Here is a 24,931-nt window from a genome sequence, read left to right as displayed (position 1 = left end):
AAGCCCCCTCTAGCCTCTATGTTCACGTCATATCTGGAAAAGCCGCCGCCGCATGCAATTCGGCCTGCACACGCGCCAGCTCCAGTCGCTTCTTCTCTTCATTCCAGCCGAATCGCTGTCCAAGCAGCCGAATGACCGAGCTCGTCAGCTTCTCCGCGCGCTTGCGGTCGAACAAGATCATCCCCGTACGCCGCAGCAAGAAGTCCACCGCACTGCAAGTCATTTCCTCTTCGACTGCAAAATCAAGCTCCGCCCGCAGCGCCCGCTCCAGCCGTGCATTCTGCGAGGACTCTGCGCGTCCTACTGCGACCGTAATCCTCCGCCCCGCAGCCGCACCAGCACCGCCTGTTCCACCAGCGCTTCCACCGCCGCCAATGCTGGCGCCATCATCCTCCCGCGCTGCCGCAACGGGCAAGCCTGCCGCATCCGCAGCCGCCTTTTGCTCGGAAGCCTCCGCACGCTCATACGCCGCATATCGCGCCAACAGCTGCGGCGCGTTGCTGCCGTAGCGCGCTACCCAGCCGCTCAGCACTTCTTCCGGCACGCCTTGGCGCTCTCCCTCTAGCAGCAGCGCTTCGCACATCGCTTCAAAACTCGGATAGCCGCTGTAGTCGCCGCCCGAGAGCACTTCCTTATGCGTCGTACAGCCGCCGAACTTACGCCCGGTGCCCTCTCGCACTTCTGCTGCAACGAGATCCACGACCTTCTCCGCCATTTTGCGAAACCCGGTCAGTTTCCCTCCCGCTATCGTCACGAGCCCTTTGTCCGATATGAAAACCTCGTCCTTCCGGGATATTTCCGACGGGCTCTTCCCGTCTTCGTGAATGAGCGGCCGAACTCCTGCCCAGCTCGACTCAATATCCGCACTTGTCAGCCTGACCGTCGGGAACGCCGCGTTCACTGCATTCAGCAGATAATCACGGTCCGCGCGAGTCGCAACCGCTTCGCCTGGATCATCGTGATAGAATGTATCCGTCGTGCCAAAATACGTCTTCCCGTCACGAGGGATAATGAAGATCATCCGTCCATCGGGCACATCGATATAAATCGCCTGCTTCACAGGCAGCTTCGCGTAGTCTACTACAAGATGGACACCCTTGGTCAGCATAAGACGCTTCCCTTCCACCTTGCCATCCAAGCTGCGCACATGATCGACCCACGGCCCTGCTGCATTGACGATTTTGCGTGCGTAGATGTCGTAGCTCTTCCCGCTGCGAACGTCCTTCACACGAGCGCCGCAGATAACGCCGTCCCGATAAAGCATCTCTTCCGCCTTCGCATAATTCACGATCGAAGCGCCATGGCGGTGCGCCGTCTTCATCACTTCCAGCGTCAGCCGCGCATCATCCGTCCGATACTCGTAATAGTGACCGCTGCCCTTCAGACCCTCGCGCTTCAGGAGAGGCTCCAGTGCTTCCGTCTTCTCGCGCCGGTACATTCGCCGCCGCTCCGCGTGTTTCACTCTGGCCAGTCGATCATAAATATATAATCCGATCGATGAGGCGTAATAGCCGAAGGTGCCGCCTTTGTACACCGGCATCAGCATCGGCGCAGGAATAACGACATGCGGCGCATGCCGATGCAGCAGCGCCCGCTCCCGTCCAACCTCAGCGACCAGCTTCACTTCGCCTTGCTTCAGATAACGCAGCCCGCCATGAACCAGCTTCGTCGACCGACTGCTCGTACCCTGCGCGTAATCGCCCATCTCCACGAGCCCGGCCCTTAAGCCCCGCCGAGAAGCGTCCCAAGCAATGCCCGCCCCTGTAATGCCCCCGCCAATGATAAGTACATCCAGTAGTTCAGATGCCATATTTTCCAAGTACGCCGTCCGCATCGACGCCGAGAAAGGTTCGTTCATCGCCTGCAAGCCCTCCTTATGAGAAGAAACCACACATGATATGCATCCTTACCCGCTGTTAGACCCACGAAATCGTTCTTATTATCAGTATAAGCTTACGAGGAATTTCATACCACTTCTTGCTTCGTTATGCTATCATTTAAATATGAAACACAGTTTCACTAGGTGAAATAAACCTAACAAGGAGGCATCATCACTATGAGCAACATGACTGCAAAATCGTTCTCGTTCGACGGAATTGACCACATTCAGCTTGCTGCACCACCAGGCTGCGAAGAAGCAGCGAGACATTTTTATACGGGCATTCTTGGCTGGACAGAACTGACCAAGCCGACCGAACTGCAGAAGCGTGGCGGCGTCTGGTTTCAGTGCGGTGCACATCAGGTGCATATAGGTGTTCAGCAGGATTTTGTCCCGGCGCTGAAAGCCCATCCCGCCTTCCTCGTTCGCCAGCTTGATGCACTGCGCAGCCACATCGCTGCAGCAGGTATCAACGTGCTTGATGACGATGCACGAAGCGCCCAGTCCATTCGCCGCTTTTATGTGAATGACCCTTGGGGCAACCGTCTTGAGTTTATGGAATACGTCTAACGGTAACCTTTTTCCAAATTCTCGCGTCTATTCAATCAAACGGACAAAATCCCACTGATTAGGAGATGCGCCAACGATGAAACTCCCTTCCTTCGCCAAACGGACGGCCGCTGCAATACTTATCACCAGCACCGTTCTAACCTGCTATACTGCCACTCCAACGGTCCATGCTGGGGTCGTCACTGTACAGCAGCAAGCAAAGCCAATCTTCGTCTACTTCAATAATTTACAGATAACCATTCCCTCGATGAAACCCGTTATTAAAGATGGCAATTTGCTATTTCCGCTTAACCTAATCAGCGGTATTCCCGGTGCTTCGGTCTATTTTGACGCTCACACCCAGACGGTCCAGGCTGCTTACGAATCACACAAAGGTAGTCTTCGAATCGGTGAACAGTCCGGCACGGTGGATGGTCACAGCATGAGCTTTACCGGTAAAGCCGTTCGACTGAACAATCAATTCTTTATTCCTGCCCGCTTCGCTGTCGCCGCAATTGGCGGAACGATGGTCTGGGATGCGAAAAACCGGATAGCGTCGATTGTCGGGTCGCAATATGTAACAGCGAGTGGCAAGGGCGGTCAGTACCGACTCGACGGCACAACTGGCGCTCTCTATTACAAAATTCAAGGTCAGCCGCAGAAGCTAATTGGCAAGAGCATCGCGAAGCTGAACCTGGGCTACATTCAGATGGCGACGATGAGTGTCATCTCCATCGGCAAAGACAGTGAGCTGGTTACGATCAGCCATGTGCACGGGGAGCCGCTAATCAACGATGAAGAATATACGGTGTTTGTGAAGAAAGGCGCTATTGTCTATCAAATGCAGGCCCACTACTGGCAGTTCTCGCCTCGAAATACGGCAACGGCAGGCGATCTGGCGGTTATGACAGACGGGCGTAAGATACAGCTCGTGAACGGCGACGCCAAGATTGTTAAAACCTATTCACTCCCTGAGCTTGCAGGGCTGGATTCTACTTTTGATGTTGAGGCCGTCCACAGCGACTTCCTGCTGTTCCGCTCCGCCGAGGGTCTGCTCTATATCGCCGATTTCAAGTCAGGGATGACAACTGCGCTTTATCAAACGTTTGAACTGGATCAGAAGCAGCCAGGTCCATTCTATGACGGTATCATGTTCAAGGAGCAGGATGGCAACAAGCTCTATTTTGAGGTAACGGACAGCCGGGACGGCCATAAAGATATTTTGGCCTATGAGATTGGTGGCGCGTAGAATTTGTGGTAAACTAATTCAAAATCATGCGGTATGCGACTGGCGAGGAAGCGTGGAATAAACCACGGGGAAGCATACATTCGGCACATCTACCGTTCGCCTGGGTAAAGTATTTGCGTTTGGCCCCCTTGTCTCTATTGGACATGGGAGCCCTGCGTGAATACTTTTTTTATTACGCGGATAAAGGGGAACTGATTATTATGGCAATGGCACGACTGTTGAAGGCAAAAGAAGCGGCGGACCTCGTCTACGCCGTTATTCTGGAACATGTCCAAGAGCATCAGAGGAATGGAATACGGCCGCGTTTGGCGACACTGCTCATTGAGGGCGACCCGGCGTCGGCTTACTACGCCAAGTCGAAGCAGCGGATCGCCGAGAAGCTCGGGATTGCGTTCGACCTGCACAGCCTCCCGGCTAACGTTTCACCGGATGAACTGATCGGCTTGATCGGAACGCTGAACGCAGACGAGCGGATTCACGGCATTATGCTGGAGCTGCCGCTGCCGAAGCATCTGTCCGTGACAGCGATCGTCTCCCAAATTGCACCGCTCAAGGATATCGACGGCGTCACGCCGGCGAATAAGCTTGCGACCATGACGGGCGAAATGGGCCTCTACCCGGCGACGCCGCAAGCCTGCATCGAGCTGCTTCGGCACTACGGCTATACGCTGGAGGGCAGCAATGTGGCGCTGATCGGCAGAGGCCAGACAGTCGGTTTGCCGCTGTTTCATCTGCTGCAGCGCGAACAGGCGACGGTGACGGTCTGCCATTCGCGAACGCCGGACATCGCATCGCATCTGCGAAGTGCGGATATCGCCATCGTCGCCGCTGGGAAGCCAGGCATCGTTAACCGCGAGATGGTAGAGCCGAATCCGAGCCTCGTCGTTATCGATGCGGGGATTAACGAAACGGCTGACGGCGCCATCATCGGCGACGCAGCGGCAGACCTGAGCGAAGCGGCTGCAGCCGTATCCCCGGTTCCAGGCGGCGTCGGTACGCTGACGACCGCAGTGCTGTTCCGCAATCTGATGGAAGCCATTCAACTGCAGCTTCAATTTCAGCATACGAACGCGAACGTGAACTTGAATTTAAACGTGAATTTGAATGTGAACTCACAAGCGAACGTGAATTTGAACGCAAACGCGAAAGGGGAATAGATGATGACGACAGTATCCTGGGACGATTCTTTGAGACGTTTTCTGGAACGCGCGGCGAGCGCTGACCCGACGCCAGGCGGCGGGAGCGCGGCCGCCGTTGCCGCCGCGCTCGGCACAGCAATGACCGCGATGGCGAGCCGTCTCACGCAAGGCGACAAATTCGCCGAAGCGCAGCATCTCATCGCGCCAGCGCTTGACCAGATGGCGCAGCTATCCGCCGAATGCGAGGAGCTGCTCGCAGCCGATATCCGCGCCTTCGATCACTACATGACGGCGCTGAAGCTGCCGAAAACAACCGACGACGAGAAGCACCGCCGCAAATTGGCGCTTCATGTCGCGACGATCGGCGCCATCGATGTGCCGCTTCGATTGATGCGCGTGTGCCGCTCCGGCTTGCAGGCGACTCTCAGCGTTGCCGCCTGCACGAATCCGCATGTCATCTCGGATCTAGGCATCGGCGCGATCCTGCTTGAAGCGGCTGCCCAGTCGGCGCTGCTCACGGTGCAGATCAACCTGGCCGCGCTGAAGGACGAGGAGCAGCGTAAGGAGTTCGAAACAGCAGCGGGCGAGCTGATCAGCGAGATCGAGCAATTAAAAAACCGGACATTAGCTGTCGTTCGCGACAGAATCTAATGTCCGGCTTTCTCATCTGATCCGATTTGATCGCAAACGTTATAGTCTGCCGTAATTGCGCAGCACGTTCAGCACCATCACTGTAAAATAAGACTGCCAATGCTTCAGACCATGCTCATCGTCCCATCCGCCGTCTTCGCGCTGAGAAGAGGCGAGATGGTCGAGGAACTTGTTCAGCAGCTCCGCCGGCGTTGCCTTCGCAACCGGGGAGTCCGGCGTCCGGGCAAAGTGGAAGTAGGAGAAATACTGCTTCGGCTCCGCCTTCGACGCGCAGGCGATAATGTTCGCAATCGCCGCTTCCCTAAGCGGCGCAAGCTCAGGCTTCTCTGGCGCATTGACGTAGTAATCGAAAGCGTGATACGCCATGAACAGCCACTCGTTCGCCTCGATTTGCGCCAGGTTCAAGTTCTCGCTCGCCCACCCAGCAGTAGTAGCTTGCAGCTCATCCGAGCAGAGCCCGAGCCGAATCAGATTGCCTGTAATCGAGTCCGGCTTCGTCTGTCCGCCTCCGCTCCACCAAGGTGCATGCGGATATTTGAGCAGCGTATCTGGATTACGCAAGGAACCGTCAGCTTCGCGATTGCGTTCTACCCACTCCACTGTGCCATCAAGAAGCGCTGTAATCGGCACGCCTGTATCCCGGTTAATCGTGAGCAGAAATTCAAGCGCGAGCGGATGCGAGTCCGGGCATTTGATGTCATGCTCAAGCCCATGCGCCCAGCCCCCGTCGGCATTTTTATAGTTTAACAGGCAGCTGTGCAGACGCTCGATGGAGCCGCCGTCAAACAAATAGCTGAACAGCGCCTGCTCCCACAATAGCCCGTTTGCATACACAAATTGTCTCGCCCGATCAATCGATATCGACATGCGTGTTAACCTCCCAATTGGCTTCACGTTCACCAACTACTAGTTCGGTACCTACGCGCCATATCCTTCCAATCTCTTAATGAAAATACACCGTCTCTCGCTATGCCGCTCCCTGCAGCAGCACGCTGAACTTAACGCCTTCCGGCGTATTCATAATGCTGTACTGCGCGCCGTGGGCATCGAGCACCTTGCTCACAATATACAGGCCTAGCCCGCTGCCTCCGGTCGAACGGCTTCGCGATTGCTCCGCGCGGTAGAACGGCTCGAACAACCTTGGCAGCTTCGACTCATCGACCGCCGCACCGGTGTTCAGCACCTCTAGATGGTAGGCTGTCCGCAGAGCTCCCTGCACGCTTGCTTGTTCGCCCCACAACCGCACAATGACGCGCTCCTCATCCCCGGAATATTGCACTGCATTCGTAATGATATTCTTAACCGCCTTGGACATGAGCCGTTCATCTGCCGTAATCATCGCTTCGTCCAGCAGCTCGCATTCGAGCGTCATGTTCTTCACATTCGCCAAGTAGCTCACTTGGCCGATCGATTCGCGGACAAGCTCCGATAGATCAACCTCCCTCATGAGCGGCAGGAAATCACGGCTTTCCAGCTTGCTCAGCTCCAGGATCTCATGAACCAGCTTGTCCATATCCTGCATAATCGTATAGGACTTGCGCAGATACGTGTCCCGGTCGCGGAACGGCCCAACGTTCGCAATCATCGCCTCAAGCTGTCCGCTCACCGCTGTAATCGGCGTCTTCAGCTCATGCGATATCGTCGCGACGAACTCGCGCCGCTTGGTCTCCTGCTCGCGCTCTCGCTCAATGTCGCTCTTCAGCTGATCATTCGCTTCCTGCAGCTCGCCCATCGTCGATTGCAGATTGCTCGCCAGCCTGCTGAGGCTGAGCGACAGTTCTCCCAGCTCGTCTCGCGTCTTCAGCGCCGGCTCCGTCACGGTGAAATCCAGCTTAGCAAGGCGCCTCGCGACTTTATTCAGCGACAGCAGTGGCCTTGCTATGAGCCTCGAGTAAATGAGTGCTCCGCCTATGGCGATAAGCAGGATCGGAATGAGCATATATGGCAGGAATAACAGAATAACGCCTGCCGCCTCGCCAACCGGCTGCAGCGGCGCATCGACGAACAGCGTGAATTCTTCGTCGCTTTCCGAGAATTTGATTTTGCGTTCCACGCTGAGCAGATGCATGCCATTCCCCGGATCGCGGCCGCCGACCATGAACCGGCCCTCCTGCATTTGCTTGCGCAGACCGAGGTAGCTGTCGCCGGCTCCTGCCCAGTTCTTCATCGAGCGGAAATTCGGCGGGATATAGTAACCGATCCCCTCGCTGTCTCGCAGCATCATCATCGCGTTATGCTCCTGCCCGAACTGGGCCATGAGCGGAATGGCGTCCTCGGCGCTCTTGCCGTCGATGCTCTTCACGAGCTCGCTGACGCCGCTTTCCAGCCGATCCTGTTTGATCGACTTATAGTAGCCTGGCAGCGCGAAGTAGAGCGTCAAGTAGATGACGAGCGCGAACGCGACGAGGAGCGCGGTCGTGACCAGGAAGATCTTGAACCGGATGCCTTTGCGTCTTGTCATCCTTCCACCGCCGCAGCTTCCGTTTCCAGCGAGTACCCTACTCCTTTGACCGTACGAATGACAGAGATGCCGAGCTTCTTCCGAATGTTCTTAATATGCGCGTCGACGATGCGGGAATCGCCGTAATAATCGTAGCCCCACACCTTGTCGAGCAGCATATCCCTGGTCAGAATGCGTCCGGCATTATTGATCAGCGTGTTCAGAATATCGAATTCCTTCGTCGTCGTATCGATCAGCTTCCCGTCGACATATACCTTGTATGCGTCAGCATCGAGTCTCAGCCGTCCGTCGAACAGCAGTTCACCTGACTGTCCGCCACGCGTGCGGCGAAGCACCGCCTCAACCCGCTTCATCAGCACATGGAACGAGAACGGCTTCGTCACATAATCGTCTGCCTCTTCCTCGAACGCCTTCAGCTGATCCTTCTCTTCGCTAAGCGCGGTAAGCACGATGACCGGCGTATCGGACTTCTCGCGGATCAAACGGCATACTTCGTAGCCGTTCATCGACGGCAGCATCAAATCGAGAATAACGAGGTCGCAGCTGGCCTGCTGGAACTTCTTCCAGCCTTCCAGACCGTCGCTGGCTACATCCACCTCATAATTCTGCGCGCGCAGAAATTCGGCGATGAGCTCTTGAATATAGTAATCGTCTTCGACAACGAGAATAGCGGCTGGCATAGCAGCAATCCCCCATCCTAATAAGTTACTCTTATCATACCTGCTTTATATGAAAGGAATATGAATATGGGCTAAAAAAAGGATGAAGCATTTATCCGTTTTAATCTCCGAATAACTGTATTTATCCAGTTATTTAATAGTGAATTAGCCGTTATGATCGAAATAACTGGAAATATGCAGTTATTTCGGTCGTTTCTAGCTACAAAGCCTCGATTTCGCTGAAGTTAATGGATGGCAAGCTCGGCAAAATCATCTAAAATAAATGGGTTTTTCCATCTATTTAAACATTGTGTCAGTAGCACAAAAAAACTGACACCCCTGCTCCAGAAGTGTCAGTTCTAAAATCACTATTGCACCTTACACCTTACCCTGATTCGCCAGCTTCTCCTGCGCCATGCGAATGAGCTCCTTCACCATCGCGCCGCCGATCTGTCCGCCAATCTGACCGGCAGACTCTGTCGACAGCTGGCCGTTATAGCCCTCTTCGAGCGGAATGCCGAGCGACTTCGCCACCTCATACTTCACATCATCAGGACGACTCGGATTTACGACGTAGCCTTCCCTCCGCATCACTTCGGCTTTGAACGCGCTCATTTGCGCATCCGCTGCCGGGACTAGATGCTTCCTCCGACTTCTTCGTGCCATTTTAACCTATCCGCCTCCTTCTGGAGTATCTACCGATTACCGTACCCCATGGCGGAATGTTCTATTCAGGCTTCAGTCAAACCAGCCTTTACCTTTAAACCACGCATACATGCCGACAGACACCGCAGCCATAAGGACGAGCACCATATAATAACCAGCATGCCAGCCAAGCTCCGGCATATTCGAGAAATTCATCCCGTAGATCCCGGCGATGAACGTCAGCGGCATGAAGATGACCGTAATGACCGTGAGCGTCTTCATGATCGCATTCATCCGGTTCGAATTGAGCGACATGTAATGATCGCGCAGATCGGATGTCATATCGCGGTTCGAGTCGACGACCTCGGACAGCTTGAGCAGGTGATCGTAAATATCGGTAAAAAACATATGGTAATGCGGCATCTGTTCAATCCGCGTCGAATTCAGCACACGGTAGAGCAGGTCCCGCATCGGCACGATCGTTTTGCGCGTCCGCAGCAGCTTGTTTCGGATATTGAACACATGGTTCAAGTTCTTCTGAAAGCCCTTCTCGTTCTTCTCTTCCGTCTCATAGAACTCCAGCAGCTGATCTTCAATCGTCTGCAGTGCCGGAAAATATTGATCCACCAGCTCATCCATCACCGCATAAGCTGCGTGCAGGTTGCCATGGGCTTCCGTGTGCGGCTTATGGCGAATTTTCTCCCAAGCTTGATCCACCTCTTGATGCGGCTTCGTGTGGTAGCTGACGAGAAAGTTTTTGCCGATGAACAGGTCTACCTCGGACGCCTCCAGCGTCTGCTCGTCAAGGGCATGCAGCACGAGAAAATGAACATCCTCGTAGTGGTCCATCTTCGGGCGTTGCAGGTAAAGCAGACAATCTTCAATAGCCAGCGGATGAAAATGAAAATAGTCCTCAAGCAGCTTCGATTCCTCATGCGTCGGCTCGCAGAAATCAACCCAGTACCACTGGACATGCGCTTTGGGGTTGTCCAGCTCCTCGAGCTTGGAAAGCTGCATTACGCGGTGGTCCTTCGTAATCAGCATAATTCGTATCATAGCGGCGTTGCTCCGTCTCTTCTTTGCTTTCTTTGCTTACATTGTAGCACTAGCGGTAACGAAACTTAAAGCTGACGACACCGCTCTTATCCATCGTGTACGAATAGCTGGCGATTTCCGCTGCGTGCTTCTGCATGATCGGGCTCCACGCACTCGCTCCTTGACTATCTGTATAGATGCGCTTTAGCGTAACGGAATCCGCTTTGGATCTGATCGCGTCGTCAATCCGTTCTTCAAACTGCTGCGGCGTATCCACGGTCAGCCCGTTGTAAGTGTAGTAATTATAAATAATAGCTGTTGCCTTCGGCAGCTGATCCGTCCAAACATGGTCGCGGCGAAGCTCATCGTCAGTGATGTTGAAATAGCCATAAGTCAGACGGCCTTCGACATCCGGGACCGGATCATCCCAGGTGACGTCTAAATTGTAGTACGCGCCGCCGATCTTCACTTTGTTCCAAGCATGCCGGGCACCGTCGACCGTCCCTGTTACAATATGAGACTCAATCCCGGCCATCGTCAGGAGCAGCTGCGCCGAATAGGCATAGCCTTGGCACACCGCGATGCCCTTCATCAGCGAACCGTAGATCGTATACGATTCCTCCGGAACGGTGTTGTTCTTATAGTTATCGTAATCATACGCGATATGCAGCAGCAAATAATTGTGGATCGCAAGCTCGCGCTCATAGTCTGACATGCCGGGCTTTATGATATCTGCGAGGATTTGCTTCGCTTTGGCATCAACAGTTCTTGCCCGCTCGTCCTTAATGACGACGGGTCTTGTCTGGTTCGCGGCGTTCAGAAGATCGAGCTCGTCATTTACAAAATAAGACCCGAACTGCGTGTAAATCCGGTATACCAGCACAATAGCCTGCTCCCGCGTCGTCGTCCCGAGCGGCATGAAATTCGGCAGGCCGGCAGTGCTGCCGTCGCCTTTCATAATGCCCTTCGCTGCAAGAAGCATGACTGCGTCCTTCGACCACGCGGCAATCTTCTTGGCATCCGCGAATGTCGGCGCAGCTCCATGCGCGCTAGTCAGCTTGTCGCTGTAGCCCGAAACCGCGAGCGTGTTATATAGCATAAGCGAGATTTGCTCCCGGGTAATGGTTGCGCCTGGCGTGAACGTATTCGCGCTCGTGCCTTTCACGATGCCAAGGCCGTACGCCTGCAGCACGGGATAGCTGTTCGTGTCCTTGAACGGGTCCGCCTTCGGCGCCGGCGGCTTCTCGCTGGTCAGCACCTGATAGAGCTGCACGGCCATCTCGCTGAACTCCTGGCGGGTAAGCGGCTTCTGATAGCTGTTCGTCAATCCGTAGGGGATGAGGCCGCTATCAATCGCATCTTGAATTTCCTGCTTCGCCCATGCGCTTGGGGCACCTGCAGCTGCAGCTTGGACAGGGCTAACGCTTGCTCCCTCGCTCAGCTGGCTCACGCTCAAGGTGACGAACGCAACCAGTGTAATGCCATATTTTTTCATGCGATGCATGTTATTCATAACCTTATTATCCTCCTGAAGCGATACATCGGTGAAGCTACTTAACTATTAATCAAGCAAACTATTAATCTAGTTTAGCACAGTTATGGGGATGGCTTACATTTTATTAAACAGAGGTATATATAAAATAAACCTCAAGCTCCGTCTGTGGTGGATGGACTTGAGGTTTGGTTTTAAGTGTTTAAGTGCCTAGTCTAGCCGACTCGGCGGATCTGTCTGTCGGGGTTCTGACAGGCTAGGCAGAGTTAGCTATATTGGATTTTTCCACTCATTGGAGCTGATTTCGACGGTTTTTCCTGGCTATGTTGGATTTATCCATTCATTTTCAGCTAATACGGCGAATTTCGTGCCTTTCGGGCAGGAATGATTGGATTTTTCCATTATAGATTCCAAATATCGCTCAGAGAGCTCTTTTACTATGGGTATTTCCAATATAGGATAGCTATGTGTGCTGACGTAGCTGCTTTGCTGGACCTCCTCTACTTTCTCCCGGCGAAGTCCAGCCTCATCGCTTTACTGCTCAACTACATCCACTCGCAGCTAACTCAGCCAACCGTTCTTCTCCGCAATGCCAATCGCGTCGATCCGGTTCTTCGCCTCCAGCTTCTGAATGGCTTCGGACAAATAGTTGCGCACCGTCCCCGCCGACAGAAACAGCTGCTTCGCGATATCGCCCGCCGTCAGCCCGGCAGCGGCCAGCTTCAGCACCTCTTGCTCCCGCTCCGTAAGCGGATTTTCCGTCTCCCAGAACGTCATCGCAAGCTCCGGACTCACAGCCCGTCCGCCGGCATGCACCGTACGAAGCGCCGCACCGAGCTCGTCAATCGGCGAGTCCTTGAGCAGAAATCCGCGCACGCCTGCCTTCATCGCCCGCTGGAAATAACCGGACCGCGAGAACGTCGTCAAGATAACGACCCGGCAGGAATGGCGCTGCTCCTTCAGCTTCTCCGCCACATCCAGACCGCTCATCTCCGGCATCTCAATATCCATCACGCACAGATCGGGAACCAGCTCCTGTATAAGAGCCAGCGCCTGCTTGCCGTTCTCCGCCTGTCCGACTACTTCAATGTCATCTTCCAAATCAAGCAGCGCACTCAGCGCACCGCGCAGCATTCCTTGATCCTCAGCGACAATTACCTTCATCCGCGCATTCCTCCTCTCTTAAGCTTCCTTCGCCACAATTGGAACGCTCATTGTTAGCCTTGTCCCGCGACCGATCGATTCAATCGCCAGGCTGCCCTCGATTAATTTGAGCCGCTCCCGCATTCCCTTGATCCCGTTGCCGCCGCGAGCATCCGTCCATACTCCGTTCTCGCCAGTCTTGCTAAGCCCCGTGCCATTGTCCGTAACCGACAGGGTTAGCCGGCTGCCTTCCCAGTCCAGACCAACCGTGCACAGTTTCGCCTTACTATGCTTAACAACATTCGTGACCGCTTCGCGCAAACACATGCCGAGTATATTGTTTATCGTTGCCGATGTGATTTCCCGTTCGTAATCGCCCTCTGCATCCAGCACAATACCTGCCGCAGACAAAATCTGCTTCGCATGCGCAAGCTCATCGCGAACCGTGAGCGCGCTCATGCCGGACACAAGCTCCCGCACCTGACGCAGCGCCGCGCGCGAGGTGGTTTGAATATCCTTCACTTCCTGCACCGCGCGCTCCGGGTGCTTCAAGATCAGCTTCTCTGCCAGCTCGCTCTTGAGCGTAATGAGCGATAGTGTGTGACCGAGCGTATCGTGCAAATCGCGCGAAATACGCTGACGCTCCTCATTCTTGGATAATCTGGCGATTTCCTCGTTGGCCAGATTCAGCTTCTTTCGCAGATCCTTCGATCGCTGTCCGACAAGTAGTGCAAACGGAATGAACAACATGACAATCATAGCCGGCAAGTACTGCAGCAGCAGGCTTTCGTCGTTATACATCTTCCAGTACCAGATCGTTGCGCCGAATAAGACGGCCATCAAATTGGTGCCAATCAACACCTGCTTGCGGGTAGCCTGCATGCCGATTAACGGAGCCGTGTAGAAGGCCATGTAGATCGAACTCTCATCGGTATAAGTAAACAGTCCCACCATGACAATCAATGCTATTGTGCAATTGAACCGGTAACGTTCAAATCGGAACGCACATACATAGATCACAATAAATACGATTACTGCGGTAAGTCCCGCAGCTATAATCTTCGCAGGCTGATCGAATATTTGGACAAGCGGAATCACAAGATAAACAAGCCATATTAAAGAAAAAATCAGAGGCGGACCCGATCCGGGCCGCCTTGATGATTCCGACATATCGTTACACCGCTTCCTGTTTCTTCATAATGTAAGCGGAAATTCGCATGAACACAACCATATAGATCGCAAGAATTAGAACGCCCATCCAATCAATGGAACCGCCGGCGATAATATTCCACGCACCTTGACCAAGTCTGTACGTAGGTGTCAGCTTCGAGATCGTTTGCATGGTTTGGGACATCGTTTCCGTCGGCATCCACAGCCCGCCGAGAACGGACAGGGCCATATATACAATCGTACTCAGTACTTGAACCGCATCAGGATTGCGCATGGAACCGAACAGCGTTCCGAGCGACATGAACGACAAGCCGCCGATCCAGATCCACAGTCCGCTCTCAATCCAATGTGCCGCCGACATATCCACCTGTCTGCCAAGGCCGCCGATAACAAACATCATTAGGATAATAACCAGGTTAATAATCGCTTGCGAAGCGATTTTGGACACGATATAAGCCCAAGATGGAAGCGGCGTAATCTTCAACAGCCGAATCCAACCAAGCGAACGCTCGCGCGCCATACGAATGCTGAAGGTGCTGAAGCTCGCCCCGATAATGCCATAACAGGTCATCGACATCAAGTAGTACGCTGTGAAATCTACGCCCCCGACTTTCTGACTGCCAACGACATTGGAGAACAGAAAGAAGAACAGGACTGGCATAATGACCGAGAAAATTACAAACCTTTTATTGCGAACTGTCCGCAGCAGTTCTGCTTTACACTGGGCAACCGTAGCCCGAAGCATCGTTGAATTCACCGTATGCTCATCTCCTCAAAATATATTTTATCCGTGCCTTTCGCCAATTATTGATTGGTTGACGCTACGAGCGCTTGGAACGCATCCTCAAGTCCGCCGCTCTGAATTTCAATATCGCGCATTTCAACTCGCTTCTCGATCAGCAGCTTAATCAGCGAATCCGTATCGCCGCTGGACAGCTTCACCCGGCGGCCGCTCCATTCGACGTTCGTAATTCCCGGCAGCTGCAGCAGCGCTTCCGTTGTCACGGACGAACCTGCAATGAACGAAATGACGCGTCCTGTTGTCTCTGCTTTAATCTCGCTCGGTGTTCCGTCTGCAATGATCCGGCCATTGTTTATTACGACGATCCGGTCTGCCACACTGTCCGCTTCATCCAAGTAGTGCGTCGTCAGCACAATCGTCCGGCCGCGGCCCGCCATCGCCCGAACCGTATCCCAGAACAGCTGCCGCGAAGTGACATCCATGCCAACCGTCGGCTCATCGAGGAAAATCACTTCCGGGTCGCCAGCCAGCGCAAGCGCAAATCCAAGACGCCGCTGCTGTCCGCCCGACAATGCAGTTGCGAGCTTATCGCGCTCCGCTTCGAGGTTCGATACTTTCAGCAAATAATCGAGTGCCAGCGGCTTCTGATAATAGCTGCGGAAGAGCTGAATCGTCTCTGCGACTTTAAGCCCGTCGATGACGCTGACATCCTGCAGCATCGCGCCGATTCGGTCTCTTACCCGCTGTTCGCGCGGATCGTCGCCGAGCAGCTTGATCGTACCTTTCGTCGGCTTATTCATCCCGAGAATCATCGATACCGTCGTTGTTTTGCCTGCGCCGTTCGGCCCGAGCAGCGCGACAACCGTTCCTTCCGCGATCGTCAGCGTCAAATCATCAACAGCTTTCTTCTCTTTATACACTTTGCTAACACCCGTTAGCTGTATCGCCGGTTTCATCGTTTCGTTTCCGCTCCTTTTCACAAGCTCATTTGATCTGCTCTAAGCATACCTGCTCGCGCCTCGCGAAGGTATTCATGAATGTAATGCTTTTCATATGACATATGTCATGTGAAAGGGATATACGAAGGCGTTCCCTTTCATTTGACAAATGTCATATGGGACGATTGTTTGACAAAGGTGTGACAAGCGCGTATAATATGTCCTTGTATCAAGTGTAACCTCTGGTTTTTTCCTCATATGATGTGTTGTTTCACCCTCCAGATCACCACACAAGCTTTTCCTTTTCAATTTCAATCGGCTGCTTTAAAGGAAACACGGATTCACACTGGCGCGGCCCGAGGAGCCGCAAGGACGTTAGAGAGGTTAGGGCTTTCGTTGCTTTCGTGCATAAGTTATTTATGAAAGTAGGAAGACATTAGCGGTTACGCTTACTATATATGAGGCGCAGTTTAAGACGCCTGCATAGTTTTTTTGCAAAAGACCCTCGCTTCGAGATGAAGCGAGGGTCGTCCAATTTATACGGCTTTTTTAATGGAGGCCGGAGGCTCCGAACCTCTTTTCTCTAAGCTAATCCACACCAATCCTGCCGCCATGAACAGTGTGCCCGCGAGCTGCCAAAGGCTGATCCTTTCATTGAAAAATACATAACCGACCGCGACTGCAGCCGCCGGCACGACATAACGGAAGAAATTCGCTCGTGCAGCACCGATCTGAAACATGCTGGCGTTCCAGATGCTGAACGCAATCACCGTGCAGATAACCACATTATAGAGCACCGCCGAATAGTGGCCGATGGTCAGCCCGCTCCAGTCCACTTTGCCCCAAGAGCCCAGCGTCAGCGGGAACATGAACAGCACGCCGAAAACGATGATCCAAGTGCTGACACGCAGCGCGGAATACCGTTTCATGAGCGGCATGCACGCTAGATTGTAGAGCGCGCCGATAATGCTTACGCTTAGCGCAAGCAAGTTGCCGATCATATGATCCGAAGACATGTTGAACCCTTCGCCGCCTCCAAGGATGACGAAGCAGACGCCAATCATCGCCGCCGCACCGCCGGCTACAAGCCGCTGAGAGATACGCTCGCGCATGAACAGCGGACCGAATATCGCCGCGAAGATCGGCCATGGCGCCACATTCAAGAGCGAAGCATTCGCGAGCGTCGTATACTTGATCGAATACACCACGATAATTTCAAGTCCCGTAATGCCGACAAGCCCGATAATTGCAAAATGCAGCAGCGACCGCAGCGAGACACCTACGCTGCCTTCTTTGATCTTCAGCAGCAGGAGCAGTAATGGCAGTGAGAGTGAGAAACGGAGAAACGTAAACAATATCGGGTCAAACGTCTCCATTGCCTTGCGCGTGACGCCGAAGTTAGCGCCCCAGACTGCCGCAACGATAACGAGCCCCAAGTAATACAGCCATTTGCGATCCTGCTTCATTGTTTCGTTTAATCCCCAATCCATGAATGAATATTGGTACCTCGCTCACAGTTTGAACGATTTTCCAGCGAAATACAATAACAAAAATCGGCGCCCATCAAGAGCGCCGACCAATATTTTAGTAGAATGGCTTCAGGATCATCAAGATGAAGAGCAGCGTACCCATCGCCGTTGCGCCATAGTACAGTTTGTTCGCTCTGGCAAGCAGCTGTTTCTGCTCGTCCGGCACTGCCTGATCGGATGTCAGCTTCGTCTCGGCAATCAGCTTGCCAAGCCGCTTCGTCACCGGGGATGCGAAGCCAATGACCAGCACTTGAATGGCGACGTACAGCACGAGCGAGCCAATAATCCAGAAGCTGACGAACTTCCAGCCGTCCGCGAAGACGAGAATGAGCCCCGTAATGACCGCAATCGAGCCGCCGATCTTCGGGAACAGCTCCAGCTTGCTGCCGAGCTTGAATGCGCTGCGCAGCTCGCCGACGTTTTCTTTTTTGCCGAAAAGCGCATGGATGAAGAAGGTGGGGCCGACCCCAATGATGGCTGACAGGACGTGAAGGAGTACCAGAAACTTCATTCCTCGAATCACCTCGATATAAGTTTGGGAATACAGGGTATGTATGGGAAACATAACCATATTACCACAGCACTACTTACAGCTATATTACTGTGACATTACAGCTATTCCTTCCAAATTCTCGGCGCTGAGCTTGGCGGATACTTCGACTTTCGCCAGCGCTTCGGCTACAATAACATTGTTTATGTCCATCACCAGAAAGAAGGTCGAATTCCGCATGAATACTCGCATTAATCAGCTTTATTCGTATATGGATCAGCACGCGCTAGATGCCGTGCTTGTGAACATGCCGAAGCATGTCTACTACTTAACCGGGTTCGCATCGGACCCGCATGAGCGCTTCCTTGGCCTCATCATCCCGCGTCATGAAGAGCCGTTCCTGCTCGTTCCCGCGCTTGACCTCGAGGCGGCGCAAGCAGCGTCCGAAGTGAAGCTCATCTATACCCACACGGATACAGATAACCCTTATGAAGTGTTGAAGAAGCACCTGCCAGCCAGCATTCAAACTCTGGGGCTTGAAAAAGGTTTCTTGACCGTCAGCCGGTTCGAAGCGCTCAGCGCAGCTATCGGCGCTGCGCGCTATGCCGATATCGACGAGCCGCTTCGCGAGATGCGCGTCATCAAGTCGGCCGATGAAGTCGTGCGCATGAAGCATGCGGTGCGCATCATCGAAGACGTGCTCCGCGCCGGCATCGCGCAGGTGAAGCCTGGCGTCACGGAGATCGAGCTCGTGGCGGAGCTGGAATATCAGATGAAGAAGCTCGGCGCGAGCGGCCCTTCATTCTCGACAATGGTGCTGGCCGGCGAGAAATCCGCGCTGCCGCATGGCGTGCCAGGTACGCGCCAGGTTCGTTCCGGCGAGCTGCTGCTGTTCGATCTTGGCGTATATGCGGATGGGTATGCATCGGATATTACGCGGACGTTCGCCGTCGGCGATATTTCGGAGGAGCAGGCGAAGATCTATGACACGGTTCTGCAAGGGAACCTGCGCGCTATCGCAGCGACGCGCCCAGGCGCGACGCTGGCAAGCCTCGACCAAGCGGCGCGCGAGCATATTGCCGCAGCCGGCTATGGCGAGTACTTCATGCACCGCCTCGGCCACGGGCTTGGCATGGATGTGCACGAGTATCCGTCCGTGCACGGTCAGAACCAAGAGCTGCTTCGCAGCGGCATGGTATTCACGATCGAGCCGGGCATCTACGTGCCGAACGTCGGCGGCGTACGCATCGAGGACGACGTGCTCGTCACGGATAGCGGAGTCGAGGTGCTGACGAGCTTCCCGAAGGAGCTTACGGTGATCGGGTAATTGGGTAATTGGCGCGTTTTGGGACCGAGGGGTGACTGCCGAGGCGCGGGCTGAAACTGGTCCGCAGAGCGGATGCGCAACTGCGGGCTGCCGAGGCTGGCTGCGAGCTGCGGCTATGAACGCACCACCTAGCCTAGCTGGGACCGACCGCTATGTTGGAAAAATCCATTCATTTTAGCTAAAAAGCGTCGATTTTCTCCGCTATATTGGATTTCTCCACTCATTTTCAGCGAAATAGGCGTAATTCAGCTATTTTGCTTGGAAATGAGTGGATTTTTCCAATATAGAGTACAGATTGCATTAAAATTGAAGTTTAATGTTGGATAAATCCAACATAGAGCAATAACAACAAACAGAAACAGCCACCGTCTTGCCCAAAGTCGGTGGCTGTTTCTTTGTTGCGCTATAAGAACAAGAGCTACTGCATCAGCAGCGGCAAAACCCACTCTATCCAAGCCATCTCTTCCTTCAGCAGCCTCACGCGCCGCTGGTACAGCAAATAACGCCCGAACTGCTTCGACTTGTAGCTCGTCACCTCTACCGGCTCGCTCTCCATCAGCTGCATCTCAGCCTCCAGCCGATGCATGCGCTCAAGCATCGCCTCACGCCGTTCCTCGAACAGCTTAATCGCCGTTTGCGGCTCTGCGATGCCGATTGCGTACAGCTTGATGAGGAACTCGTCCCGTTCCAGCTGCAGCGAGGCGGGCTGCTTGTCGATCCACTCCCGGAGCGCGGCTGTGCCCGCCTCTGTAATGCTGTATATTTTCTTATCCGGCTTCCCCGTCTGGCCGATATGCTCGAAAGTAACCAGCTGCTCCTTCTCCAGCTTCGCCAGCAGCGGATAAATCTGGCTATGCTTCGCCTGCCAGAACGCTTGAAGCAGCTTCATCAGCTCATAGCCTGAGCAAGGCTTGCGCACCAGCATGCTAAGCAGCGCATAAGACAATGCATTCACGTCGTTGCAAACTCCCTTCGTCGCCTATTATCTGCCCTAGATCGTATCATAAAAGCGCAATGAACGCATCGCAGCAGCTTCCAGTCATGTATAATATTGTTAATCATGTTTGAGGAGCGATTCCCGGATGATAGCCAACTACAAGCCGCTTATCTACAGGAAACTAACAACTGCAGCAATTACCTCAGGCATCGCTTCCATCCTATACTCGGCGAAATCGGGCTGTACTCGGCTCTGCTTTACTACTTCATTGATATCGTGCTGGATACTCAGCTAAGGAAACATACGTTGAAAGGAGCGATAGGTTCTTTTATTTTTGGACCCGTACTCCTATTCTTCTTCTCAATCGTATGGATCAATCTATAGGCCATGTCGCCGTTGCCACGAATGCGCTTTCTTGCTAAGATGAAGGAAGATATGACAGGTATTACCGCATTGATACGGAGCAGCGACCCTGCCACCGATTTTGCGGGTAAAATGAGGGATAAACGATGAACCAAACGGAAGCGGAATTCAGCAATTTGGTCAAAGCGTTCCGCAAGCGGCATATGGGCAAGGGGCCAAGCCGCATCACGACGACGTTCTGCAAGCATTGGGCCATCTGCGAGATGGACGGCAACCTCTCCCCTGTCGAGAAATTCATTGCAGGAGCGAGCGACGGCAAGCAGATGCTTCGTGAAGCGCGTACGCAATGGGTCAAAGAAATTTACCGAAACCATCCCCCGACGGAGATGGAAGCGCTGCTTGGGGCGCGTTTCGTGGATTTATTCGTAGATATCGATATCGACAAAGATTTCGGCATGTCGGTGTTCGTGTTCGATCAGGACATCGAGCGCAAATTCGGCAGCAGCCGGCAGCATACATGAATACACGATAGCCGTTGGCGCTTGGCAGCGAACCTGCGAGAGACTAACCGCGAGAGACGAACGATTTTCTTGGCACAAGATGATCGAGGCGTTTTCTTCGCGGTTTTTTGTTGTCTATGGGAATTAGAGGAGGACGCAATAAAGATGGGAAAAACGAAGCATACCGGGCCGATTAAGCTGCCCGGCAAGCCCGATCCGAAGCTGTGGGTGAGCAAAATGCCATTCGGTCTCGGCAAAGTGAAGCCGCACCATATCCGCGATACGATGAAGGTCATGGTCGATAACCGCGACAATCTGCCGTATGCATTTCGCATTCTGACGCAGGGGGTATGCGACGGCTGCGCGCTTGGCGTCTCCGGCTTGTACGACCAGACGCTGGCGGGGCCGCATGTCTGCACGACTCGGCTCAACTTGCTGCGCCTCAACACGATGCCGGCGATTAAGCCTTCGGTGCTGCACGCGGACATCGACGAGCTGCGCAAGATGGACAGCACGCAGCTGCGGAAGCTCGGCCGCATCCCGTATCCGCTCATTCGCCGCAAGGGCGAGCGTTCGTTCAGCCGCTTGTCGTGGGACGCGGCGCTCGATATGATCGCGGAGCGGATTCGCGAGATCGATCCGAAGCAGCTCGCCTTTTATCTAACCGCGCGCGGCATTACGAATGAGTCCTACTACGCGGCGGCGAAGGTTGCCCGCTTCCTAGGGACGAATAACATCGACAACGCGTCGCGCATTTGCCACTCGCCGTCGAAGACCGCGCTGAAGCGCTCGGTCGGCATCGGCGCCTCGAGCTGCAGCTACAAGGATTGGATCGGCACCGATGTGCTCATCTTCTGGGGCAGCGTCGCGGCGAACAATCAGCCGGTCTCGACCAAATATATGTACGCCGCGAAGCGCAAAGGGACGAAGATCATCGTCATCAATCCGTATCGCGAACCGGCGATGGATGGCTATTGGGTCCCTTCCATCGCGGAATCGGCTTTGTTCGGCACGCGCATTGCCGACGACTTCTATCAAGTAAACATTGGCGGCGACATCGCCTTCATGCACGGCGTCATGAAGCATTGGTTCGCGATGGAGGCAGAGAAGCCAGGCTCCGCGGTCGACCGCAAATTCATCGCCGAGCATGTGAGCGGCTACGAAGAGCTGCGCCAGCATGTGAAGCTGCAGGATTGGGCGCAGCTGGAGCGCTCCTCCGGCCTGTCGCGGCAGCGGATGGAGGAGTTCGCCGAGCTGCTCGCCGCCTCGAAATCCGGCGTCTTCGTCTGGAGCATGGGGCTCACGCAGCACCGCTTCGGCACGGACAATATCTCGCAGGTCGCCAATCTGGCGCTGCTGCGCGGATTTCTCGGCCGCGAGCACTGCGGCCTGATGCCGATCCGCGGACACAGCGGCGTGCAAGGCTCCGGCGAGATGGGAGCCGACCCGTTCAGCCTGCCGGGCGGCGAGTTCAAAGGCGCGGACATTCCGCGCATCGAGAAGGTCTGGGGCTTCGAGCTGCCGAAGTGGCAAGGCGACATTGTCGGCGTGACGCTCGAGAACGCGATGCTTCCGGAGGATCACGAGCGGAAGCTGAAGCTGTTCTATACGTCGGGAGGCAACTTCCTCGAGACGATGCCCGACCCGGACTTCGTCCGCGTCTGCCTGGAATCGGTGGCGATTCGCGTCCATCAGGACATCGTGCTCAACACCTCGACGCTCGCCGATGCGAAGGAAACGGTCATCGTGCTCCCTGCGATGACCCGCTACGAGCAGCCTGGCGGCGGCACGTCCACCTCCACCGAGCGGATGGTGTACTTCTCGCCGGAGATTGCCGGCCCGCGCATCGAAGAAGCGCGCGCGGAATGGCAGATCTACTGCGACCTCGCTTCGCGCGTCTACCCAGATCGCGCTGGGCTTGTGCAGTTTAAGGACGCGCAGGCACTGCGCGAAGAGATGGCGGTTGCCGCGCCGAATTACGACGGCGTGCAGCATCTGAAGAAGAAAGGCGACGTCTTCCAATGGGGCGGCGCATTCCTGTGCGAAGAGGGCAACTGCCCGACGCCTACGGGCCGCGGCCAGCTGATTAAGGTCGAACTGCCTGAGCTCCGCAAGCCGGAGGGTCATTATTACATCACCTCGCGCCGGGGCAAGCAGTTCAACTCGATGATCTATAGCGCGATAGATCCTTTCAACGACGCGGACCGCTACGATGTGCTTGTAAGCGCCCGCGACGCCGAGAACCAGGGCATTGCGGAAGGCGACGCCATCGTGCTGTACAACAGCTGCGGCACGTTCCACGGCAGAGCGCGTTACGCGGATATTGCTTCGGGGAACCTCGAGCTGTACTGGCCGGAGTGCAATGCGCTGCTGCCGAAGAAAGTATATGAACCTTTTGCGGGAATTCCCGAGTACAATACAGCAGTTGTGATGGAGAGGGCAGAGACGTTTCACGCGCTCAAGGACACGCGGTATGTGGAGAAGCGGATCGCCGAGCTCGATCACGAAATGAACGATGAGGAAGCTCACGCTTAAGGAGGTTTCGCAGGCATGCTGCCCAAAATAACGACGCGATGGCGCATTACCCGCATCAGCGACGGCACTGCCGCGCTGCAAGAGGATGATATCGCAACCGAATATCCGCTCACGGTTCGGCTCGGCGTCGAGGAGTTTGCGACGATCGTCTGCTCGCCGACCGACCTCGAAGAGATGACGATCGGCTTCCTCGCCTCCGAAGGCGTCATCCGCAGCGCGAGCGAGATCAAGGAGCTGCGCATCGACGAGGAACGCGGCTTCGTCTACGTCGAGCTGATGCATGAGGAATCCACGAGCAAGGACGACTACGCGCGGCGGTTCATCGGCTCATGCTGCGGGAAGAGCAGACAGTTTTATTTTCAAAATGATGTCCGTACCGCGCGTACCTCCATGTCCCGCACGACCATTACGCCAGCGGAATGCACCTCGCTCATGAGGCTGCTGCAGAGCAGCTCGAGCGAGTTCAAGCTGACAGGCGGCGTGCATAATGCTGCACTTTGCACGCCGACTGAGCTGATCGCCGTTCGCGCGGATATCGGCCGTCATAACGCGCTCGACAAGCTGTTCGGCTACGCGCTGCAGCAGCGGCTCCCGATCACGGACAAAATCATCGCTTTCAGCGGACGGCTCTCCTCCGAGGTCGTGCTGAAAGCCGCCAAAATCGGCGTCGGCGTCATGCTCTCCAAGTCCGCGCCGACGGATCTTGCGCTGAAGCTCGCGGGCGATCTCGGCATCACCTGCGTCGGGTTCATCCGGGGCAGCGAAATGAACGTGTATACGCACAGCCACCGCATCGCGACAGAAGGGGCTTAAGCGCCGAATAGCGCCTAAGCCCCTTTTACTATGCTCGATTATGCTCGATTTATTTATTTCAATTTCCCCAGCAGCCGCTTAATCTCAGCCTCGATCTTCATTGGCTTCGTCGCCGGAGCGAACCGTTTAATGACGCGTCCTTCGGAGTCTACGAGGAACTTCGTGAAGTTCCACTTGATGCGCCCGGAGCCAAGGAAGCCCGGCGCCTCTTTCTTCAGATACTTGTACAACGGGTCAGCTTCTGAACCGTTCACATCGATTTTGCCGAGCAGCGGGAACGTGACGCCGAAGTTGATTTGGCAGGTTTGAGCCATTTCATTGTCCTTAACCGGCTCTTGGTTTGCGAACTGATTGCAGGGGAAACCAACTATCGCTAAGCCTTCGTTCTGATACGTCTCATGCAGCTTCTGCAAATCGTTGAACTGTGGAGCGAGACCGCACTTGGTCGCCGTATTTACAATGAGAAGCACTTTACCGCGATAGTCCTCCATCGACTTCTCTTCGCCTCTCGATGTCTTCACCTTGAAATTATATACGTTCATGTTCCGCCACCTCATTTTGTATTTTATACAATTGTATTTTACTCAATTTATATTGAAATAGGAAGCAGAAAAATATGCCGCTGGCCTCATATGTCCCTCAGGGTCACACTTTCTCCGATTTCGCTGGTTATCCGCATATGTGT

Annotated in this window: 23 protein-coding genes and 1 riboswitch; of the genes, 8 read left to right on the top strand and 15 right to left on the bottom strand. The window is 54.5% G+C overall.

What is annotated here, in order from left to right:
* Positions 1-22 precede the first annotated feature (22 nt).
* On the bottom strand, positions 23-1,858 hold the full coding sequence (locus tag A8990_RS32505; protein WP_116190650.1) for a glycerol-3-phosphate dehydrogenase/oxidase: 1,836 nt from the start codon (positions 1,856-1,858) through the stop codon (positions 23-25).
* A 198-nt stretch (positions 1,859-2,056) separates the two neighbouring features.
* On the opposite strand from A8990_RS32505, the gene A8990_RS19120 reads away from it, so the two are divergent.
* From A8990_RS19120 to A8990_RS19105, 4 genes are all read left to right on the top strand, one after another.
* Positions 2,057-2,449 carry a VOC family protein gene (locus A8990_RS19120; RefSeq protein WP_245996102.1) on the top strand — a complete coding sequence of 131 codons (393 nt, stop codon included), beginning with the start codon at positions 2,057-2,059 and terminating at the stop codon, positions 2,447-2,449.
* A gap of 76 nt (positions 2,450-2,525) precedes the next feature.
* Entirely contained in the window at positions 2,526-3,677 is a 1,152-nt protein-coding gene (locus tag A8990_RS19115; RefSeq protein WP_116190649.1) for a copper amine oxidase N-terminal domain-containing protein, read from the top strand.
* A gap of 25 nt (positions 3,678-3,702) precedes the next feature.
* Positions 3,703-3,790, top strand: a riboswitch (ZMP/ZTP riboswitch).
* Between the two features lie 93 nt (positions 3,791-3,883).
* Entirely contained in the window at positions 3,884-4,834 is a 951-nt protein-coding gene (locus A8990_RS19110) for a bifunctional 5,10-methylenetetrahydrofolate dehydrogenase/5,10-methenyltetrahydrofolate cyclohydrolase (protein ID WP_116190694.1), read from the top strand.
* Between the two features lie 3 nt (positions 4,835-4,837).
* On the top strand, positions 4,838-5,467 hold the full coding sequence (locus A8990_RS19105; protein ID WP_116190648.1) for a cyclodeaminase/cyclohydrolase family protein: 630 nt from the start codon (positions 4,838-4,840) through the stop codon (positions 5,465-5,467).
* 39 nt (positions 5,468-5,506) lie between these two features.
* Here A8990_RS19105 and A8990_RS19100 read toward each other — a convergent pair whose 3' ends face one another.
* The 12 genes from A8990_RS19100 to A8990_RS19045 all read right to left on the bottom strand — a co-directional run bounded on the left by A8990_RS19100 (position 5,507) and on the right by A8990_RS19045 (position 17,792).
* Entirely contained in the window at positions 5,507-6,334 is an 828-nt protein-coding gene (locus A8990_RS19100) for a prenyltransferase/squalene oxidase repeat-containing protein (protein ID WP_116190647.1), read from the bottom strand.
* 100 nt (positions 6,335-6,434) lie between these two features.
* Positions 6,435-7,928 (bottom strand): sensor histidine kinase, encoded by a 1,494-nt coding sequence (locus A8990_RS19095; RefSeq protein ID WP_116190646.1) that lies wholly within the window; start codon positions 7,926-7,928, stop codon positions 6,435-6,437.
* A complete protein-coding gene (locus A8990_RS19090; protein WP_116190645.1) occupies positions 7,925-8,608 on the bottom strand; it encodes a response regulator transcription factor in 684 nt (227 codons plus the stop codon). Before A8990_RS19090 ends, A8990_RS19095 begins: the two co-directional genes overlap by 4 nt.
* 357 nt (positions 8,609-8,965) lie before the next feature.
* Entirely contained in the window at positions 8,966-9,253 is a 288-nt protein-coding gene (locus tag A8990_RS19085; protein WP_116190644.1) for a small, acid-soluble spore protein, alpha/beta type, read from the bottom strand.
* A gap of 72 nt (positions 9,254-9,325) precedes the next feature.
* Positions 9,326-10,288: a magnesium/cobalt transporter CorA gene (gene corA, locus A8990_RS19080; RefSeq protein WP_116190643.1), complete on the bottom strand. Its 963-nt coding sequence runs from the start codon at positions 10,286-10,288 to the stop codon at positions 9,326-9,328.
* A gap of 49 nt (positions 10,289-10,337) precedes the next feature.
* Complete coding sequence (locus tag A8990_RS19075; protein WP_116190642.1) at positions 10,338-11,780, bottom strand: S-layer homology domain-containing protein; 1,443 nt, start codon at positions 11,778-11,780, stop codon at positions 10,338-10,340.
* Positions 11,781-12,320: 540 nt separating this feature from the next.
* On the bottom strand, positions 12,321-12,923 hold the full coding sequence (locus A8990_RS19070; protein ID WP_116190641.1) for a response regulator transcription factor: 603 nt from the start codon (positions 12,921-12,923) through the stop codon (positions 12,321-12,323).
* An 18-nt stretch (positions 12,924-12,941) separates the two neighbouring features.
* Positions 12,942-14,072 (bottom strand): sensor histidine kinase, encoded by a 1,131-nt coding sequence (locus A8990_RS19065; protein WP_116190640.1) that lies wholly within the window; start codon positions 14,070-14,072, stop codon positions 12,942-12,944.
* A gap of 4 nt (positions 14,073-14,076) precedes the next feature.
* On the bottom strand, positions 14,077-14,829 hold the full coding sequence (locus tag A8990_RS19060; protein WP_116190639.1) for an ABC transporter permease: 753 nt from the start codon (positions 14,827-14,829) through the stop codon (positions 14,077-14,079).
* A gap of 47 nt (positions 14,830-14,876) precedes the next feature.
* Complete coding sequence (locus tag A8990_RS19055; protein WP_116190638.1) at positions 14,877-15,770, bottom strand: ABC transporter ATP-binding protein; 894 nt, start codon at positions 15,768-15,770, stop codon at positions 14,877-14,879.
* Positions 15,771-16,288: 518 nt separating this feature from the next.
* The gene (locus tag A8990_RS19050; RefSeq protein ID WP_116190637.1) at positions 16,289-17,218 is read right to left on the bottom strand and encodes a DMT family transporter; all 930 of its coding nucleotides are present in this window, start codon (positions 17,216-17,218) and stop codon (positions 16,289-16,291) included.
* Between the two features lie 118 nt (positions 17,219-17,336).
* A complete protein-coding gene (locus A8990_RS19045; RefSeq protein WP_116190636.1) occupies positions 17,337-17,792 on the bottom strand; it encodes a DUF2269 family protein in 456 nt (151 codons plus the stop codon).
* A gap of 217 nt (positions 17,793-18,009) precedes the next feature.
* On the opposite strand from A8990_RS19045, the gene A8990_RS19040 reads away from it, so the two are divergent.
* On the top strand, positions 18,010-19,098 hold the full coding sequence (locus A8990_RS19040; protein ID WP_116190635.1) for a M24 family metallopeptidase: 1,089 nt from the start codon (positions 18,010-18,012) through the stop codon (positions 19,096-19,098).
* A 418-nt stretch (positions 19,099-19,516) separates the two neighbouring features.
* Here the strand turns inward: A8990_RS19040 and A8990_RS19035 are convergent, their stop codons facing one another.
* Positions 19,517-20,053 carry a PadR family transcriptional regulator gene (locus tag A8990_RS19035; protein WP_116190634.1) on the bottom strand — a complete coding sequence of 179 codons (537 nt, stop codon included), beginning with the start codon at positions 20,051-20,053 and terminating at the stop codon, positions 19,517-19,519.
* Between the two features lie 491 nt (positions 20,054-20,544).
* Here A8990_RS19035 and A8990_RS19025 point away from each other — a divergent pair, with 491 nt between their 5' ends.
* The 3 genes from A8990_RS19025 (at position 20,545) to fdhD (ending at position 24,246) form a co-directional block, all read left to right on the top strand.
* The gene (locus A8990_RS19025; RefSeq protein ID WP_116190632.1) at positions 20,545-20,919 is read left to right on the top strand and encodes a Na-translocating system protein MpsC family protein; all 375 of its coding nucleotides are present in this window, start codon (positions 20,545-20,547) and stop codon (positions 20,917-20,919) included.
* 144 nt (positions 20,920-21,063) lie between these two features.
* Positions 21,064-23,433, top strand: coding sequence for an FdhF/YdeP family oxidoreductase (locus tag A8990_RS19020; RefSeq protein WP_116190631.1), 2,370 nt, complete (start codon positions 21,064-21,066; stop codon positions 23,431-23,433).
* Positions 23,434-23,448: 15 nt separating this feature from the next.
* Positions 23,449-24,246, top strand: a complete 798-nt coding sequence (fdhD, locus tag A8990_RS19015) for a formate dehydrogenase accessory sulfurtransferase FdhD (protein WP_116190630.1) — start codon at positions 23,449-23,451, stop codon at positions 24,244-24,246.
* Between the two features lie 53 nt (positions 24,247-24,299).
* Here the strand turns inward: fdhD and A8990_RS19010 are convergent, their stop codons facing one another.
* Positions 24,300-24,788: a glutathione peroxidase gene (locus A8990_RS19010; RefSeq protein ID WP_116190629.1), complete on the bottom strand. Its 489-nt coding sequence runs from the start codon at positions 24,786-24,788 to the stop codon at positions 24,300-24,302.
* Positions 24,789-24,931: the final 143 nt, after the last annotated feature.

Origin of the sequence: Paenibacillus taihuensis, from assembly GCF_003386535.1 — a bacterium.
GTDB lineage: Bacteria > Bacillota > Bacilli > Paenibacillales > Paenibacillaceae > Paenibacillus_Z > Paenibacillus_Z taihuensis.
The sequence above is the reverse complement of the archived record's forward strand: the minus strand, read 5'-3'. Positions and strand labels throughout refer to the sequence as shown.

Bases quoted from the DNA above. Each gene is read 5' to 3' on its own strand.
- A8990_RS19010 (WP_116190629.1), bottom strand. From the start codon at position 24,788: ATGAACGTATATAATTTCAAGGTGAAGACATCGAGAGGCGAAGAGAAG.
- A8990_RS19105 (WP_116190648.1), top strand. From the start codon at position 4,838: ATGACGACAGTATCCTGGGACGATTCTTTGAGACGTTTTCTGGAACGC.
- A8990_RS19115 (WP_116190649.1), top strand. From the start codon at position 2,526: ATGAAACTCCCTTCCTTCGCCAAACGGACGGCCGCTGCAATACTTATC.
- A8990_RS19110 (WP_116190694.1), top strand. From the start codon at position 3,884: ATGGCACGACTGTTGAAGGCAAAAGAAGCGGCGGACCTCGTCTACGCC.
- A8990_RS19070 (WP_116190641.1), bottom strand. From the start codon at position 12,923: ATGAAGGTAATTGTCGCTGAGGATCAAGGAATGCTGCGCGGTGCGCTG.
- A8990_RS19040 (WP_116190635.1), top strand. From the start codon at position 18,010: ATGAATACTCGCATTAATCAGCTTTATTCGTATATGGATCAGCACGCG.
- A8990_RS19075 (WP_116190642.1), bottom strand. From the start codon at position 11,780: ATGAATAACATGCATCGCATGAAAAAATATGGCATTACACTGGTTGCG.
- A8990_RS19065 (WP_116190640.1), bottom strand. From the start codon at position 14,072: ATGTCGGAATCATCAAGGCGGCCCGGATCGGGTCCGCCTCTGATTTTT.
- A8990_RS19050 (WP_116190637.1), bottom strand. From the start codon at position 17,218: ATGAAGCAGGATCGCAAATGGCTGTATTACTTGGGGCTCGTTATCGTT.
- A8990_RS19090 (WP_116190645.1), bottom strand. From the start codon at position 8,608: ATGCCAGCCGCTATTCTCGTTGTCGAAGACGATTACTATATTCAAGAG.
- corA (WP_116190643.1), bottom strand. From the start codon at position 10,288: ATGATACGAATTATGCTGATTACGAAGGACCACCGCGTAATGCAGCTT.
- A8990_RS19020 (WP_116190631.1), top strand. From the start codon at position 21,064: ATGGGAAAAACGAAGCATACCGGGCCGATTAAGCTGCCCGGCAAGCCC.
- A8990_RS19055 (WP_116190638.1), bottom strand. From the start codon at position 15,770: ATGAAACCGGCGATACAGCTAACGGGTGTTAGCAAAGTGTATAAAGAG.
- A8990_RS19045 (WP_116190636.1), bottom strand. From the start codon at position 17,792: ATGAAGTTTCTGGTACTCCTTCACGTCCTGTCAGCCATCATTGGGGTC.
- A8990_RS19025 (WP_116190632.1), top strand. From the start codon at position 20,545: ATGAACCAAACGGAAGCGGAATTCAGCAATTTGGTCAAAGCGTTCCGC.
- A8990_RS19095 (WP_116190646.1), bottom strand. From the start codon at position 7,928: ATGACAAGACGCAAAGGCATCCGGTTCAAGATCTTCCTGGTCACGACC.
- A8990_RS19120 (WP_245996102.1), top strand. From the start codon at position 2,057: ATGAGCAACATGACTGCAAAATCGTTCTCGTTCGACGGAATTGACCAC.
- A8990_RS19100 (WP_116190647.1), bottom strand. From the start codon at position 6,334: ATGTCGATATCGATTGATCGGGCGAGACAATTTGTGTATGCAAACGGG.
- A8990_RS19085 (WP_116190644.1), bottom strand. From the start codon at position 9,253: ATGGCACGAAGAAGTCGGAGGAAGCATCTAGTCCCGGCAGCGGATGCG.
- A8990_RS32505 (WP_116190650.1), bottom strand. From the start codon at position 1,858: ATGAACGAACCTTTCTCGGCGTCGATGCGGACGGCGTACTTGGAAAAT.
- fdhD (WP_116190630.1), top strand. From the start codon at position 23,449: ATGCTGCCCAAAATAACGACGCGATGGCGCATTACCCGCATCAGCGAC.